The sequence below is a fragment of the Rheinheimera nanhaiensis E407-8 genome, assembly GCF_000296695.1.
Taxonomy (GTDB): Bacteria; Pseudomonadota; Gammaproteobacteria; order Enterobacterales; family Alteromonadaceae; genus Alishewanella; species Alishewanella nanhaiensis.
In genome coordinates this window covers 61,706-79,116 of the sequence record NZ_BAFK01000014.1, presented here as the reverse complement: position 1 = coordinate 79,116, position 17,411 = coordinate 61,706, and the positions used below count along the sequence as shown (strand labels likewise).

Sequence of the window (17,411 nt, the reverse complement as noted above, 5' to 3'; positions counted from 1 at the left end):
ACCTATACGTCATTCCCTGCTACATCGTCAGGACCAAAATAGGTTAATGAGTTCTTAAAACCATTCGCCTCCAGCCAGCTCACCAGCTCTGATGGCAATATGTACAAATGCAGTGACTCATAGCCGTAGGCAAATACCTGCTGCGGGAACCACTGCTGTGCCAGGCGGATTATCGCGGCAAAGTAGGCGCTGGTGTCTTCACCTTCTGGCTCTTCCAAATCCGCCACACCAACACGCTCGCCATTAACCTTAATGGTAATGCGCTCGCCACGACGGGTATAACTGAGTTTGGCGTCGCTTTTAATATCACACAGTGCCCGTAATGGCGCGGTGAAAGCGGGGTAGGGCTTGTCGTAATCTTCTGCCTCTAACTGCATGCTTTCAATAAAGCTACCAAAGTACACGCAGCGATTGGCAAAATGTTGTTGCAATATGGCATTGGCGTTAGCTTCAGTGGTGGTAACCGGATAACCCTGCTGTTCCAGATATTGTTTCAACGCTACTAGTTCGTCCGGCCAAGGGGTTGATTGTTTTAGCTTAGGTTTTTTACCAGAATTATGGATATAAGCGGGGTCAGTTTTAACCTCCTTCTGCTCTGGTTTTTGTACAGGCGCCTTATAATTCGCCAGAGCATCTTGCTTAGATTTTTGCCATAGTGCCTGCCATTCTGGCGCTGATTTTTCCAGTTGAGAGTTCCATTCTTCTACAATTAAGCGCTGTTCAGCGATGATGTTATCCTTGTTTACATAAAACTCTGCCATAGCATCGATATCTTTCAGAAACCCCGGCCAACGCCTCTCTTCCGAGCTCTCTATAGCATAATGTTCCGAGGTATATAACTCTGCGATTGATGAAATTGCGTATCTGGGTAGGCAGTTATAAAAGTAAATTGCATCTTTGGGATAACATTTTTTAATTGCAGAGAACATTCCCGCAATTGTACGTATCAGAAAATAGTGGGATCTAAACAACCTATCTAAACCAGTATTCTTAGCAGAAAACCTGACATCACTTTTAAGAAATTCCAACCACGCCGCATTTTTGTACATAAAATCATATAACTGTGCTTCTCTTTGGCAGAAAAATGACTGCTCCAAGTCAGGTTTACACTCTTCAGCCACTAAGTAACAAAACGTGTAACTGCTGATAAAATCATATCCCGGATCAAAAAAATCAAATTCATTTGAATTGTACCGCACTACTTCTTGCCAAACATTTTGATCAGCACTTGGGTGCCAAACAAGTTGCTGTACTAAATTCAAATCTGGTGTTTTAGGTATATCCAACTCTGGGTAATGTTGAAACTTTAGAACCCCTTTCACAAAATATTGTTCAAAAGCCCTTATTTCAGCACCAGTGTAATGTGACTTCATTTTAAGCAAGCCTGCCAGCCGCTGCCATTTGGCTTTACGCTCAGCTAACCAGGTTTTGTCTTTTACTTTCCAGAATTGCTCTATGTTATATCCTGACACGGCCCTTTACTCCGCAGCTAAATCTTGTAGTAAGTCTTCCAGCAGCTCACCAACATCACCAAACAGACCGTTACGTATAAAGTCGTTTACTACCGCCCTGGCATGCTGTACCTGTACATCGGAACCACTGTTACAATCGCGCTCCAGCGCGCCTGGCTTTTTGCCGGTTAAATCTTCCAGCCAACTGGCGCCATCTGCTCCCAAGCTATTTGGCATTTTACAAAGACGATTTTTTACCCAACGCATATCCGATGATTTTGGCCCACGGGTTCTTTTATCCTTGCTAACAAAACTATGAAAGCGCCATGACATATCTACTAGAATGTCTCTCTTGGTATCATTCGCCTGCACGACATCAGAAAAGAACTCTTTATGCAAATGCTCGCCGTGGCCAACTTTGCTGCGGAAGGTCCAGCGCCTAAATAAGCTGTCCGTCAGAGGTGCGCGCATCGACTTCAATTCAACAAATCGCTCTTTGCCTTCAATATCCAGTACGATATCAACTTCCCGCTTGTATTTAGGCCCCGTGGCACCAAATCTAATTTCCCTAAGCGCTTCAATACTTTTTACTGCAGGCTGCCCTGCCGTTTGATTTAATACCTGATAATACGTCAGCATCATTAAATGAAACGCTGCGCCATGATATTTCCGTTCTGCCCAAGGGTCGTTTGCCGACACCAGTAATCTCGCATACAGCTCATATAACGAGGTTACACTGTCACTTCTGCTCGCTGCATCTGTGAATAACAGGTCTTTATTTGTTTCCAAATAGAGGATACACGCCAATATAATTTCCAAATAATTGGGATCCCTCAGGATCTGACCCCGTTTATTCTGGTAATATCACCGGCTTTATAGCCATAAGTAGCAGCGCCTTCTAATATATTTTGCAATAACGATCGTCACTGCGGCCAATCATTGTCGTCATTTAATTGATACCAATCTGCTGCCGGTTCATCGCCCATTCCAGGGTGGTACAGATACCACTCAGCTAATGCCGGATCTTCTGGGCGCACTTTCAGCCACACTTTTTTGACACCAGAGAGGTTAAACAGAACAAAATAAAGCGTTTCCAGCAACGCAGGCCAGTCCTTTTCGTTAACTAACCCGGCGCTGTTAAGGTTAAATGCTAAGTACAGGCTATCGTCGGCGCTGGCTACATCGCTCAACCCGTAAATAAGTCTTGTTGGCCCCGGGCTGTACCACTTTTCATCGCTTTTCCATTTAAACCGGCACCACTGCACATCGTGCTGTTTTGACTGAGTTTTGGCATTAAAATCAGCGACAAAAGCTTGATATTGCTCATCGGTTTTAATTCCGATATAGCGCTGGAAGAGCTGGTGTAATACTTTTAGTTTTGAGGCTGAGGATACTTTTAACCTTATCAGCGCGGTTTGGCCGCGGCCAGATTTGCCGTAGTTAAACGACAGTGTCGCTGGTTGCTCGCAGTCTTGTTTGTAGCGGGCAATATCCTCGACAGAGTCAAACAGCAGTACGCGACTTTGATACCAAATATAATATTGCTGGTCGGCGGCATTGTTATGCCATTGCTTAATCCAGATATCGGTCGCACAATCAGACAACTGTTGCAACAGACTAAAAATTGCATCTTCCGATAATTCAGTTTCTTCAGCAATCAGTGTTATCTTTAACCGCCCGTCTGACAGAATCTCAGTCTCAGCATTGCCAACATCCGGCAGCAGCTGTGCTTTAAGATGTTGGTTTACTTCAGCCAGCGCAATTGGCGTGTTGTCTATTAGAAAATGTGCTGTCGTTGTACAACTACTCATGCAAGCTCACCTGCAAAGCTTCTTGACGCAAAGCTTCTAAATGCTTGCGAATAGCGTCTGGCAGCGTTTCGGTGTTTAGCACTGCATCAACCCTGGCAGCGTAAGTACAGATGAATTCGCTGTACTGCTCTGGATTGTTTGCAATGTTTCGTAATAACTGAAACAGCTCAACCCATGTCCGATGCCTATGTTCATTGACTTTTATTTGTCGTTCTAATTCTTCCTTACTTTGATACTGGCCGTTATCAAAACCCAATGAATAATGCAGGGTATCAACCCAAAGCGGTAACACAAAATGGCCGTAGTAATACGGATTGGGCTTTTTAGCTTTTAATAAACAACAAACTGAATGTTTTGTACCTGAGGCTTTACCAAGCAATAACCGGTTATTGTATTCGCCTTTTTCCAAGATCCTGGCCATACGCGGCCACTCACGGAACGTCTTAGGTACCACAACGTCAAATAACACGGCATCTTTGCCATAAAAAAAACTGTCGCCGTTGTACTCAAATGGGTACTGGTTTAGCGGATCCGCTGGTTGTTCATAGTCGGCGTAACGGCTATCGTCTATCATCATTCTAAAATCTTGTAGCACACTTTCCCGCGCACTCTCATCCAAGCATTGCCATAGCTCAGCCAGCGTATCCCGCTCTTCACTTGGGTGCAGCCACATCATTAATAGCACGTCACGGTGGCCAAAAGACGTATAACCCACTGCAGAATTATTCTCCATATAAGTGGTGCCTTTAAAGAAGTATTCTTTCGTTAATCTAAGCTTGTGGCCTTTTAACTCTCTGGCATTATACGAACCCAAAGCAGGTTGCAACTGCTGCCACAGCACTTTACGTGCCTTCATCCAGATTTTGTCTTCTGGCTGCCAGTGGCTTAAATCCAGCTCCCAGCAAAGAGTTTTGTTGTTATATGTGTTCATCGGTAAGCTCTCAAGACTGCTCATTGTTAACTATCAGTTCGTTTATTGCTTCGTCACCGGCGTCTTTTATCAGGCTGCGCCCTTCATTAAGTATCCAGTTTTTGATGTCAAAAAGCCGTAACTTTTCACGCGCCTTAGCTTTGGTAAAGGCTTTGTTGTGATCGCTGACTGTGTCAAAGCCCAGGCTTTCATGCAACGCATTGCCCCCACCGGTTGGTAATGCTTTTAATTTGCCAGCAACTTTGTCCAGATCTTTTTCTGAGTAGCTTTCAATAGTTTTACGTTTAAACTTCTGGAACCACCACTGAAAATCACTGGTTAATTGTTTTTGAGAGTCGCCTGTAGGATCAGGCTCAGAGCTTGCTACCCTGTCCAGATAAAACTGACGGTGATTACCGGAGTCTTCGCTAGCCGATTTGCCTCTGCCCATATTCCACTTAGACCAATTGGTTTCAATGGCATCGCTATGCTTGTACGATTTCAGCTCCACCCAGACATTGCCATTTTCACCTTTGAGCACAATATCCACGATGCGTGGATAGGACTCTCCAGCAGCTACTACACTGCCGCCGACCTTGTGATAAAGTTGAACTTTTTCCCTTCCTTCAATAGCCAGCACTTCCTTAGCAGGGTCTTTTGACACTTCATACGCTAAATGATGTACCGCTAAAGCCGCTAACTGAAATAGATAACCACTTTCTCTTGGCCGGGCATTGTAATTTTCCTGCCCAGCGGCCACGCTAACAAAAGCTTTACGATATAGCGAATCAAGTTCCCGCTTAACTCCTGCATTTAGTGGGATACAACCAGGCAAATCAGCCGCGCACTGATCGACATTGCGTGACTCCAGGTACATAACTACTGCTGCAATTGCTAACGGTGACATACGCAGGTTTTGTGTATTACGTAAAATCCGTTGCACCCCCACTTTACCCATGGTAATACCCACCATAAGCGTATAAGGCGAGTGAGCCATTTTACGCAGCGCTTTTGTATCTGTCTTTTTAACTGCTTCGGTTACAGCTTTTACGCTTTCAGTGATTTTTTGAGTATCAACAGTACCATTAACATTTTTCCGTAGAATTTTTGAAAGCTTTATCAATGCCTTACTAATATCTCCGCCACTAGGCCGACGTCCTTTTTTAGCACTCGCATACGCCTGCCCCATAAACGGATAGGCAAAGTGTGGGATGACTGCTGCATTACCGTCGGTATCTACCTTTGGTGGTTCACCATCGCCGTCCCAGCCGTCGGCGGGTAGTCTAAAGTATTCGGCCCAGGCCAAAATATCGTCGGCGCTGGCGATGGAGCTAAACATTAGCATCGCCCCCTCGCGCGCTTCGCTGTCGGCGACCATTTCCCCTACCACCAGTAAAAACGGTAATAATGTCATAATGGTGTCAAAACGCCGGTTTAGTACATCGTCACCTATTTTGCCTAAGATACCGCCTATAGCTTTAAAGAACTTGCGGTTAGCGCGCAGTGTCGGCAAGAAGGCTTTTAAGCCCTTTGATAACGGCCGCAGCAGCTGCGCCCCCGGCACCACCGATATTACCGCTAATGCATTAAGCGTCATGTCCATATAATCAACGTCTTCGCCCTTGGCCAGAGAGCGAATTTGCTTATACAGCGCTATCGCCTCCTGATACGGAATGGCCAGGCCAATAGCGGCAATAAGCACACTGGCGGCTTTTTCCATCAGGTAATCCCAGCCCCAGGCGTGTGCCACCCCAATAAAGGGGAACGGCGTATACCGCTGGTTGTAAGCACCGTACTCGGGGTAGCCGTCTGGCTTGTTGGTTTCGGCGTAAAACACCATCATTTCGCTGAAGAAGTCTTTACTCACCACGCCAACAAAACTTTGCTGCTGGTTAGCGCTAAAGCCCACCCGTAGCATTTGCAGTTGCTCGCTGCTTTGGTTTAGTGCGCCGGTGCCCACTACTTCAATGCTGTCTTCCACACTTTGCAGTGTGTGGCTTAAACTGGTGCTGCCATCGGCAAAGGTAAGCAGCGGTGCGCTGTCCCAATTGTAAAACTTCAGTGCGCTTAAGTTGCCGCTAAAACCTTCACCTATGGTTAAACCGCGCTGGCTGATACTGTATTTCAGTGCGCCGGTTGCCGTGGTGTGGTAGTGCCCCAGGCTACTTACCTCAAGTTCCAGCCGGTTATCTTTGTAGCGCCCGGCTACGGTGTACCACTTACCGGGTTGCAGCGGCTCTGTGCTTAACGTTTGTTTACCGGCGCTGGTATATAACGTGTATTCCAGGCTGCCGTTTTCCAGCACCTGCAACTGCTGTACGCCGCCTTCCAGGCTGAAAACTGTGCCACCGGCTTGCTCCAATTTCATATCAAGCCGGAAACCACTGCTGTTAGCCGGTTTTAAGCGAGGGCTGGCCGCCACGCTGATGCTGCTGCTTTCCCATACATCCAGTGCATTTAAATACGCCTGAGCGGCAAAACGGTAACTGCTGCCGGTTTGGGTTGGGTTGTCCTCTACTAAGGTGACATGCCGGGCCACGCCACCATGCAAACCATTTAGCTCGGTGACGTCATCGTTATGTAAGTCTGACATGTTGTAACTGGCAATAGGCTGCAGGTTAGGCTCACTTAAGCTACCCAACTCTAACTGCAGTGTATCGCCGGCTTTACCTAACAGTTGCACGTCGGCGCGGGTTTCAAACGGTATACCCATACGCAAACCGTCAAAGCGCTCATACTCGGCAATACCTGAGGCAGCCTCATCGCCTATTATTACGGTTTCATGGGTTTGGGCGTAATTGTCGCCTTGCGGCCGCACGCTGCTGTGCTCGGTTTGCGACACTACCGGGCCGACCATTGCGACAATTTCAACGTTACCGATATTATGAAAACCACTGTGCAAACGGGCTTCGGCGCGCCCGGCAGCATCGGTGGTTAGCATGCCGTTGGCAAAACGGCCGGCAGAGGCAACAAACATTACGTCGATGCCCCCCACCGCAGCACCACCGCTATCGGTGACGGTAGCTGTTACCGGGTAACTTTGCTGCGCCTGCATTTGCTGCGGATAGATATCCAGCGTGACCTGCAACGGTTTAACGGTAAACGGCAGGCGCTGTTCCATGTCGGCGACACGTACTATCAGTGCGCTGTCGGTGTCGGGCAGGTTACCGCCTTTAATAACGGCGAACGCCTTACCGCCCTGTGTGCCTTCATCGCTTTGTGCCAATACCGCATGGCCTTCCAGCGCAAAGCTGACCGAGGTGCCATCACTTACCGCATTACCATGTGCATCCTGCACATTAACCTGCACTGTTATCTGCTGATGGCCACGCATATGTACGCTGTCCGACGACAAGCTGGCGTGCATATTAGCCGGCTTGCCGGGTACGACCACAAAGGGCGGCAACTTTACCTGATTGCCGGCATCTAACCCGGCGCTGGCTACGGCGCGCGAGCCAGCCAGAGTGCTAAGCTCAATATCGGCTGGAAATACGCCCTGCTCTTTATACTGTAAGTCGATATTGGTAATAGCGCCGGCGCCTTGGGCCGTCCAGCTAACGTTAAGCGGTTGTTTGTTTTCGCGGTTGGCATAGCCGAGGATCACCGCCTGCAGCGGCACGACCGGCTCATCGGCGCTAACATAGTAGGTGCCATCTTCATCGATGTTATCGCCACCGGCAGTGCGGGTATCGGCTGCCAGCGTTTCAAAGGCGTATTCCCACAGCACATTGGTCGGGTCATTGTTGTTGTACAGCCTTAAGGTGACAAAATCGGCCACATCCAATGATGCCAAATGCTCCAGCCGGTCAAAAATCAGCTGCTGGCCTTCACCCATGCGTACTTTTATTTCATGCTCGCCCAGCGCAAACACCAGTTGCTGACCTGCACCAAGAAAAGCCAGTGCCTGCTGGTTGCTTTGTAATAAACCATACATCATGCGCACCAGATTGTCGGATGTGGCAATCATTGGCACGCGGTTACCATACAGGCTGCTGCTTAAGCCATCGCTTTGCTCGCGCAAAATATCCTGTACTTTTAACTGATAGGTGGAAAACTGCAACTCGGGCCGGTATACCCAGCGATACACCGGTTCAGGTTTAGGTATGTCGTTGGCCTGGCCCTGTTCTTTAAGTTTTTTATACAACCAGGCTTGTTCCAGCGTGACAGCTTCGTCCAGCACTGGCACCATAAAGGGCACGTAGTGCTTAGGCCGCTCGGCCAGCGGGCCGTTACCGGCACCACTGCCAGAAAAATCCGGGCTTTGGTGCAACGGCTGGCCGCTGACCTGCACATAGTAATGATCCGCCGGCAGAGCATCGTCCTGCAGCCGGATATGCTCAATATGCTTACCCGGCCGGATAGCAAAATGGCCCAGCTGGCCGCCGGTAGTTAACTGTCCCGGCCCGGCCACTCGCGCCAACCGGCCGGTAAAGCCGTAATCGGCCAGCGCATCGGGTAACGGTGTGCCATCGGCATCGTACCACTCGGTCGTCAGCACCAACATCTCGTCGTTACTCATGGCACTGCTTTCATAAGCGATAAGGTGCTTACGCGGATCGTCTTTACTCATGCCTTCCTGCACGCTGAAACGGCGCTCTACCGAGATTTTCAGGTTAGGTGGCTGCATAACAATGCTATTAACAGCAAAACGGATAATGCCGCCGGTATAGTCATTCATGTAACTGGTTTTCAGACTGCCCGTATAGCCGGTTTTACGATTAATTAGCACTACACGTATTGCTTCACCAGGCTTTAAGTGATCAGCAAACCGGCGGTGTAATTCCGGGTTCATTTGCGCATTGCTTTGAAATTTCGTAAACGCCGCTTCGCGATCGTTATAAATAAATGTCGAAAAAATATCCGCCGGCCCGCGTATCATAATCTGGTAGTTAAAGGTATCGCCTTTAACCGCTACCTCAGCCGCGCTAATACCCTGACGGCGGGTAATCAACATGCCGGTTGACTCGCGAAATACAAAAATATCGGTGTCCTGCAAATCGGCAGTAGCAATTTGCCCGACCAAGCCCTGCGCACTGAAATCCGGCGCCGTATCAGCCAGTCGCAGTACATCCGGCTGGGTTAGTTCGGGGTCGCTGTCGGCGCAATTGTGCTGCACGCTGCTGTGCAGGCTACTAAAGTACACGCCCTGATATTCGGCATTAGCATCAGTGCTACAGACAAACTGACCATCTACTAAATTGCCTAAAAGCGTAAGTTCAAATTTACCGTCGCCGTCAAAATCATATTTGCTTTGGGTAGTGGCCTTTAAATCCGGTGCTTTGTAGACATACTGGGTGGCACCACCTACGCCTACTGCCCCATCAGGGTTTTGCAGTAATGCCGCACCGGCGATAAAGCCGGTATCGATATAAAAGTTTATTGGCGTTTTAACCGGCTGTGCAATCGAGGCAAGGATACCGATAACGGCAACCCTCGCCATCTGGCCTGCTAAAGTAGCGCTTACCGGACAAGCGTCATAACCCACACAGGTGTCGTATACCGTTTTAACCAAATAAGTAAAACGGGGTTTGATACCCGAAGAGGTAAATTGCGTATAGTCATACCTGGCTATCAACGGTGTGGTGTAATCGAAGGTAAAACATGGGCAGGGTACCAAAGCATAATTGACGACGTATTTGCCATCTTCATCGGTAGAGCCATAACCACCAAGCCAACTGCCTGCGGCCTCCACCACCGTCCCTTTTACAGGTTCATATATCTTCGGCTTTTCGGAGCGTTTAAAACCAGCTGGTAAATTGGCAGCTTGCCCACTGGTTAAATCCTGGCCTTCGAAATAAGCCGATTTAAATGTAATGTTGTGAGGAGACTCTTTAATTGCATTGCCGCTTTGGCTTAGCAGCACCGAACGGGTGTTGCCCGCTAATGAAGCAACCCCCTTCATATTAAATTTAGCGCCCAGCAATAACGGGTTATCGCTGGGGCTAAGCAACTTATTGGCAGGTTTTACCAATACTGATTTTAAATTTCCTGGCAGTGAAAATTTTGGGATTACCGCTCCACTTACCGTTTTAAACTCAGTGCTATTAAACTCATCAATAGTCAGCACGCGGGCCTGGTTCTGATACTCCTGTTGCAACTGGTCCCGCAATTGCAAACTGGCATTAATCTCATTGGCAGAAAGCACATACACCGGGTTGTCTGGTGAGGTATTAAAACTCCAGCCTTCCAGCATCGCACCATCTTCTGCGTATTCAACGTAGATAGGATTGCCAGCATCATCGGTAACTAAACCTCGCGCCATGACATAACCCAGTTGAAAACGCCAGATATCCCACGCTGATGCAGTTGCGAAATGTGAAACAACTAAGGCGCATACAGCGACAAAATATGTAATCAGTGTTTTCATAGTTTGGTATTCATCATTAAGGCAGCCTGAAGTTGCACCAGTGGCAGCTCATTATTGGCGTAAGCGGTTAATTGCGGCTGCAACACAAAGTGCACGCGGGCAACACTGAGGTAATCTAAACTTTGCAATGCTACCGGCCCTGCCGATACCAGCCATTGTCCCTGCCGGCGAACCACGCCTACTGGCTCCAGTTCATCTGCGCCGTTAGAACGCCCCATTAGTAGCATGTATTCCTGTTCAGTCGGCAGATACTCATAACCCCCATACAGGCGCGGAGCCCTTAACCTGACACCAGTGTGGCCCGCTACGGTAACGCCCTGTGGTATGGCTGCATAGGCCCATAGTGGCGAGACGTTGCCACGGGTCTTAACCGCCATGGCTTCGAGTGGCAGCAGGCTGAACTGCACATTGCCAGCTGATTCACCTTTACCAAAATCGAGCCGGGTTTGCGCTAATTGCAGCTCTACATCACCGTTACCGGCAATGGCTAAAGGCTGGCCAGACTGCAGGTAGGTAAAGCTGACGTCTTTGTTTACCGGCAGCAATCTGAATTGCCCCAGATCATGTCTATTCCCTTCAGTCAGGCTGATATGGCGGATAAGATTGCTAAACGCCGGGTTTTCCATGCCGGGGTTAATTTCAAGCCGGTAACTGCCGGAACGGATATTCTGCTCGCCATTGTCCAGATAACCGAAGGAGAAGATACCGCCATCACGGCTACGCTCCTGCCGGCCAAGGGGGTTAAGGGCGATACCAATACCTGGCAATTCTTCACCAAACGCATCGGCCAAAGCGCCATCTACCAGCGTGGGCAGTTTTCTGACCCGGTAACTAAAACGTTTTAACTCGGCGCCGTTATAGCGCACCGTTACCCGTACATCAGCACCGTAGGCCAACGGTTGCTGCGGGTAAAAGGCAACGCTGTGATTGCCGGGCAATACCGACACGCCACCTGCTACTGCTTCGTTATTCAGATTGACCTGTTGCAGGGTTTCGCCAGCCTGATCGGTCAGCATGGCACCGGGCGCGGCAGTATTAACATAGCTTTTACCATTGAGCGTCTGGCGTACGTCAACTGACAGCAGCGATGGGTCGAGTGCTTTATTAAAAAACAACGCTACGGCGGCATTGCGCTCAATATGCTCGGCCAGATGCAATGGCTCATGCTGCACCACGGTCAGCGGCACATCAGATAGCGCAGTAACACTAAAGCGTCCCTCAGTCTGGGCGGTCAGCTGGTTGTTATCGTCATATAACCCCAGCCATAAGCGTTGCGGCCCGGCGACGCCAGTAAGCGGCACTGTGGTGTTAACCAGGTTGCCAACCAACGACAGCTGTTGTGGCGCAGCGTTGTTAATACGCAGCATCAACCGCGGGGCGCTGGCCTGATGCTGTACCCGGGCAACTAACTGCAAGGCTAGCTGATTGCTCTCGGTGATAAAGCTGGCATCCATTGCCGGTGCTATCAGCTCAATACTGGCGGCAGAGGTGTTTTCAAACCTATAGCTGATACGGCTGATATTTCCTGCCATATCGCGGGCGGCAAAATGTACATCGCGCGTTTGGGCCACTGGCAGTGGTAACGAGATATCAAACCGGTAATGCCCGGCCTGATCTGCCGGCTGCAACAACACCGGCATACCATCGACAGTAAGTGTTACTGCCTGCTCGTCAGACACCTGTCCACTTAGTGTTAATGTATTGCTGATAAGCTGATTCACGTCGGGCGCCGGTAAATAATTACCAAACAATTGAATATGAGGTGGCTGAGCATCAAACCGGTACTGCACATTGCGGCTGTCCGTGCCGGCTTCATTTTGCGCAGTCAGCTGCCAGCTGGCATGGCTTTGCCCTGCCGGTAGCAATAACGCCTGCCGGAAACGGTAGCGGTTGTGGCCGATATTCATTAACGCCGCCGGCACACCATCTATCTGCAGCGTCGGTGGTACCTGAGAGTTTACCTCACCCGCCAGTTCAAACTGGCGCTGATTCAGCCAGCTACCATCGAGCGGTGCGCTGATACTGATAAGTGGCGGCGCCACCTCTGCTAACGGCTGATACACCAGCTTCAGTACCTGCTGAGATACCCCTGAGGCGGAGGACACCTGAATATGTAATAAGTTATCGCCGGTTTGCAAAGCCAGTGCCGGAAAGCGGAAACTGTATTTTCCGGCCACTATCGGCTCAGCAACGGTTGTCATATTACCCGGTTGCAGGGTTAGTTGCAGATCAGCGCTGGCCGCAAAAACATAGCCGGTGATAATAACGTCGCGGTGGGTAACAACCTCGCCGTCGCGATGGCTTAAGATCTGCAGCTCGGGCGTCAGGGCTGGCTGGCGCTGCAGCAACACAGGCAACACTGTGCTATTACCCAAGGCATCCGTGGCAGTGAGCACTATGCTGCGCTGAGACTCTGATAACTGCAGCTCTGTGCTGAATTGTCCTTGCCCGTTTAGCAGCAACTGTACATCTGCCGCAGCAGGTGCCACAGAGGTTAACAATAACGTTACCGGTAAGCTGTCATCAACAACAGTACCCGACAGCACAAAACGGTCAGTAGCGGTGGTAAAACTGCTTTGGTCCAGCAAAATGTCGGGCCCAAGATCATCAGTAATCACCTGTAAACTAAGCTGATTACTACGCTGTTTCTGGTTGCCGGTGCTACTTTCTGCGTGCAGTTGCCATGCTGTATTGTCGCTGCCTAGCGGTAACACAGAATTAAACACACCATTGACCACCGGTTGCTGAATAACAGTGCCCTGTTGCTGCCAAAACAATTGGACGGGGCCTACTGCACCAGACACCTCGCCACTTACCTGTAAAGTAGTTTGTGCACTGTTTACCCGCAAAACAAACCGGCCTGGGGCTGACTCAACGGCATTGCTAAGCTGCAACTGCAGCGCAGCGGGCACAACCAGCGTGAGAACAGGTGTATAGGGGCCGTCAATAACCCGGCTTTCACCAGTGACCGGATGGCTAAAATAGCGCCGGATAAACGCCCGGTACTGATACTGCTCATTGCGCAGCAACCCTGCATCAATATAGCCCGGCAGGGCATTATCCTGCAAAGTTTGCCAGTCCTGGCCACCGTGTAACCGCTGCAACACTACCTGCCCTATTAGTGGCGGCTGCCAGGTTAACGTCGCTTGCCGGTCCAGATTTTGTAACTGAAAGCCAAATAATTTAGTTGTATGGTAGGTAAGCCATGCTGACTCTATCTGCGACTGGCCAATTAAATCTCCACTGGCTGAGAGCGCGCGCAACTGATAACGGTAAAAGCGGCCGTTAAACACGTTGTTATCCTGGTAAGCCGAATGAAAGCCAATAGCCACATCAGTCAGATGCTGCAGCGGAAAGTTGCCTTCGCTACGCCAAACCTGCAGCCGGGCCAAACCACCAACAGTGAACCGCTGCCAGGACAAGCTAATACTGTTAACAGAAGGCTGCAGCGTTAATGCTATATCCAGCACAGGCTGTGGTGTGGGCTCTGGTGTTGGCTCTGGCTCTGGTGTTGGCTCTGGCTCAGGTGTTGGTTCGGGCTCTGGTGTTGGCTCTGGCTCTGGCTCAGGCGTTGGCTCTGGTTCAGGCGTGGGTTCTGGCTCGGGTGTTGGCTCAGGTAACTGCCAGCGTGTTGGATCATCCGGAAATGCATCAACGTGGTCGGGCACACCGTCACCATCACGGTCGGTAATAATCTCTACGATAGGGCTAAGCCAGACAAAGCTGCTGGCTGGCTGGCGCGGCTGCTGTGGTGCCACGATAGCAAGCTCTGGCAATGTCACAGGTAACCCGCTCACGCTATAACTCAGCTGTAACGGATATAAACCAGGTTGCAACAATAAAGCAGTGTGCCCCCGTGCCAACGCCGTTACCGGTGCATCACCCAGTTTAAGTTCTACAACATCTGCATAGTGCCAATACAGCACGTAAATACCAGCACGCTCTACCTGCAATAAACTGTCAAGCTGAATCCGGTACGGAGCAGGTACATCGACACTACTCATTTCGTTTAAATTTTTAATTCTAAAAGCATAGTTTGGCATTGTGGTGCCGCTTGCTGTGCTTTGCGCACCGCGCTGCTTTGCTACCGGCGTTAGCGCCTCTGCTGTCTGCGCCCCAACCGTTGCTGCGGGCTGCTGCGGCAAAAATAACTGTACGTTAAAACCCGGCTCCAGCCCGGCCGGCGCCTCTACCGGCTCGATTGTCGGGACCATGGCAGTTTCTGCCAGCAGCGCTATCTGATCGATATTTTGCCACCGCACTGCTGGTTGCTCAGAATCAGTAAAAGCCAGCTGCAATGCCAGAGTGTCATCAGGCCGTTGTCCCAGCATGTCAATTGTCAGTTTATGCTGGCCGGCATTGATAAAAGCCGACGCCAACTGTGACGTTAAGCCGTTGGCGGGGTTGTCTAGCAGCAAATTATCGTTCAACCATAGCCGCACTGGCATGCTGTTACCGAGGCGGAAACTGACGAGCGCACTTTGCGGTGCGGTAAAATACGTTGTGAAGCTAAAGCCATAACCGTCAGTACGGTGACGTTCGGCTAATTGCAGTGCAGGCAGATTGCCCCATTTAACAGGCGCCAATGTTGATAATTGAGAAAACTCAAGTGCTTGCTGCTCGAAATACTGATAAGACCAACCCTGGGTCGTATCCGCCGGGAGTACAGCGCTTGTCGCCGTTAGCTCAGAAAGTGGCAGGTATAGCCCGCCCTGACTTAACAATTGTTTTTTGCCAGTTTTGGCATAAACCAGCTCGACGACCGGACTTATCTGCATTGACGATGTATGTCGCAAATGCAGACGCTGCTGGCCTTTATTCAGCATAAAATACTCGCCGTTTTCCAGCTTGCGGCCATTCAGCGTTAGCACACTGTCGCCCGGCGCCCGCCATTCAATCTTAACCAGCTGCGGCCGCTTACTAAAAAAATAGCCTTCGTAACTTACGGCTTTAACCGCATGGGCACCTGCTAATTGCGCGGTCATATAGGGGGCTAACCCCTGATAGTCAGGCTCCGTCAGTGCAGCCAGCTCAGTAGTGTCAGTGTATAACGCGTAACGTACTGCGTTAACGTGTTCAGGTGGCCTGGCATCATCAGAGCAGGCAGCCAGACCAAGCAATAGCGCCAACAACAGCCAGGTGCGAAACCTGCCAACGATACAACTAGTTGGAAGTGGGGTAGATTTCAACATCCGTGTTAGCCTTAAGGTTATCCGTTGCCTGTTCTATGGCACGCTTTAACTGCATAGGTGCCAGTTTTTTTCTGATTTCGTCACTTACATCAGCCAATGGTTTAGCTGCGATACGATTGCGCTCAAGCACTTTCACTTTAACAAGACGGTTGTTCAACTCGGCAGTTGCCGAGACCTGGCCGGCAGCAAGCGGCGCAATTAAGCTCTGATATTCCGCTATTAAACCCTGCTCTGAGCTGGTACCTGCGACCAGATATACTGCTAAACCTTCTTGCCGCGCCTGTTCTGCCAATATTGTCCAGTCAGCTGCGGCAGTCAGTTGTTCCAGATACCACAGCACGCGCTGACGCTGCTCAGGGTTTAATCCCGTGTCGGCGCGTAGCAGTTGGTAACTGGCATATTCTGCGGCGCCAAATTCCTCAGGGTAGCGCTGGTAATAATCCGTTACCATGGCCTCTGTTACTGGCTCGGGTATCAATTGCTCACGGACAAACTGCTTGGTCAGCAGTTCTTCACGGTAGGCGTTGACCTGCAGTTCCAGTGCTGTACGAGCGTCCTCGTCCAGCAGGGCAAACTGATGCTGGCTCATCAGTTTGCGCATTACCAGACTCTGCAACACCTTATGCTCGCCCTCCGGCCCCAGATGTAAAGCAGCATAAGGACCTATGCTGCTATCAATCGCGACATCAAGCTCCAACCGGCTAATTGTCTCATTGCCGACCCTGGCCAGAACCGGATCAGAATCGACGTTGGGTTGCGGTGCGGGTTTATCACTGCAAGCGCTTATACATAACGCCACGAACAGTACAACACTGCGGCTTTTCATAGCGGTGTGTCGTGCTGTTTAATGGTTACGCTCTGGCGCAGCCGCTCCAGTTCAGCATCTTTTGCCATTGCGCGTAAAATACGGCGTATATCACCACTAACCGCTTCAAAAGATTGCTTTACCGTATTAGGTTCTTGCTCCAGTTTTATCAGGTGATAACCAAATTCGGTTAATACCGGCTCTGATATTTCACCGGCGGTCAATTTCTCAAACACCTGGGCAGAAAACAGCGGTGATACAGCCCCGTGCTGCAGCCAGCCCAGCTGTCCGCCTTTACCGGCAGAAATACTGTCCTCTGAATAGGCCTTGGCTAACTCGGCAAAGTTATCACCAGTACGGGCCTTGCTGTAAGCTTCCAGCGCTTTACTATACTTTGCCTGGCGTTCAGCTTCGGTCATCTCAGGTGTTACCCGGAACAGAATATGGGCTACCTTAGCACTACGTTGCTGATAGTTTTGCTGATTGTCGGCATAGTAATTTCGCATCGCCGTTTCAGTAACGGCTTGCTCCAGATACTGTTGCAAATAAGTGTTAAGCAACAAATCTTTTTTCAGTTCGGTTAATTCCGCATTAATTCTCAGCATATCAACACTATCTTGTTGCTCTATTGCCTGAATTAACGCCAGATTATTTAAATAATGCTGCGCTGCTTTGGCCGTCAGTTCTGTATTGGCGTTATCAATACGTTTATATGTCAGATAGGCATTAACTTCATCGACAGTAACATTTTGCTCACCTACCGTGGCGAAGTGTTCTGGTTTTTTACTGCAGCCACTGATCTGGATCAGCACCAGTGCTGCTACTGTGAATATTACCGCTTTCATTAAATACTTACCTCAGCATCATACAACATG

At 49.8% G+C, this 17,411-nt stretch carries 8 protein-coding genes; all 8 read right to left on the bottom strand.

Annotated features, from left to right (window positions below):
- Nucleotides 1-2: 2 nt before the first annotated feature.
- Nucleotides 3-1,472, bottom strand: a complete 1,470-nt coding sequence (locus RNAN_RS12250) for a hypothetical protein (RefSeq protein WP_008222210.1) — start codon at nucleotides 1,470-1,472, stop codon at nucleotides 3-5.
- A gap of 6 nt (nucleotides 1,473-1,478) precedes the next feature.
- Nucleotides 1,479-2,270 (bottom strand): hypothetical protein, encoded by a 792-nt coding sequence (locus RNAN_RS12245; RefSeq protein ID WP_148275736.1) that lies wholly within the window; start codon nucleotides 2,268-2,270, stop codon nucleotides 1,479-1,481.
- 104 nt (nucleotides 2,271-2,374) lie between these two features.
- Entirely contained in the window at nucleotides 2,375-3,262 is an 888-nt protein-coding gene (locus tag RNAN_RS12240; RefSeq protein ID WP_008222207.1) for a hypothetical protein, read from the bottom strand.
- The gene (locus RNAN_RS12235) at nucleotides 3,255-4,217 is read right to left on the bottom strand and encodes a hypothetical protein (RefSeq protein ID WP_040552087.1); all 963 of its coding nucleotides are present in this window, start codon (nucleotides 4,215-4,217) and stop codon (nucleotides 3,255-3,257) included. The genes RNAN_RS12240 and RNAN_RS12235 overlap by 8 nt, the downstream gene beginning before the upstream one ends.
- Nucleotides 4,204-10,434: a hypothetical protein gene (locus RNAN_RS12230; protein WP_148275735.1), complete on the bottom strand. Its 6,231-nt coding sequence runs from the start codon at nucleotides 10,432-10,434 to the stop codon at nucleotides 4,204-4,206. Before RNAN_RS12230 ends, RNAN_RS12235 begins: the two co-directional genes overlap by 14 nt.
- A 101-nt stretch (nucleotides 10,435-10,535) precedes the next feature.
- Entirely contained in the window at nucleotides 10,536-15,731 is a 5,196-nt protein-coding gene (locus tag RNAN_RS19335) for an Ig-like domain-containing domain (protein ID WP_052027292.1), read from the bottom strand.
- Nucleotides 15,703-16,557: a peptidylprolyl isomerase gene (locus RNAN_RS12220; protein ID WP_008222203.1), complete on the bottom strand. Its 855-nt coding sequence runs from the start codon at nucleotides 16,555-16,557 to the stop codon at nucleotides 15,703-15,705. Before RNAN_RS12220 ends, RNAN_RS19335 begins: the two co-directional genes overlap by 29 nt.
- On the bottom strand, nucleotides 16,554-17,381 hold the full coding sequence (locus tag RNAN_RS12215) for a peptidylprolyl isomerase (RefSeq protein ID WP_008222202.1): 828 nt from the start codon (nucleotides 17,379-17,381) through the stop codon (nucleotides 16,554-16,556). Before RNAN_RS12215 ends, RNAN_RS12220 begins: the two co-directional genes overlap by 4 nt.
- Nucleotides 17,382-17,411 lie beyond the last annotated feature (30 nt).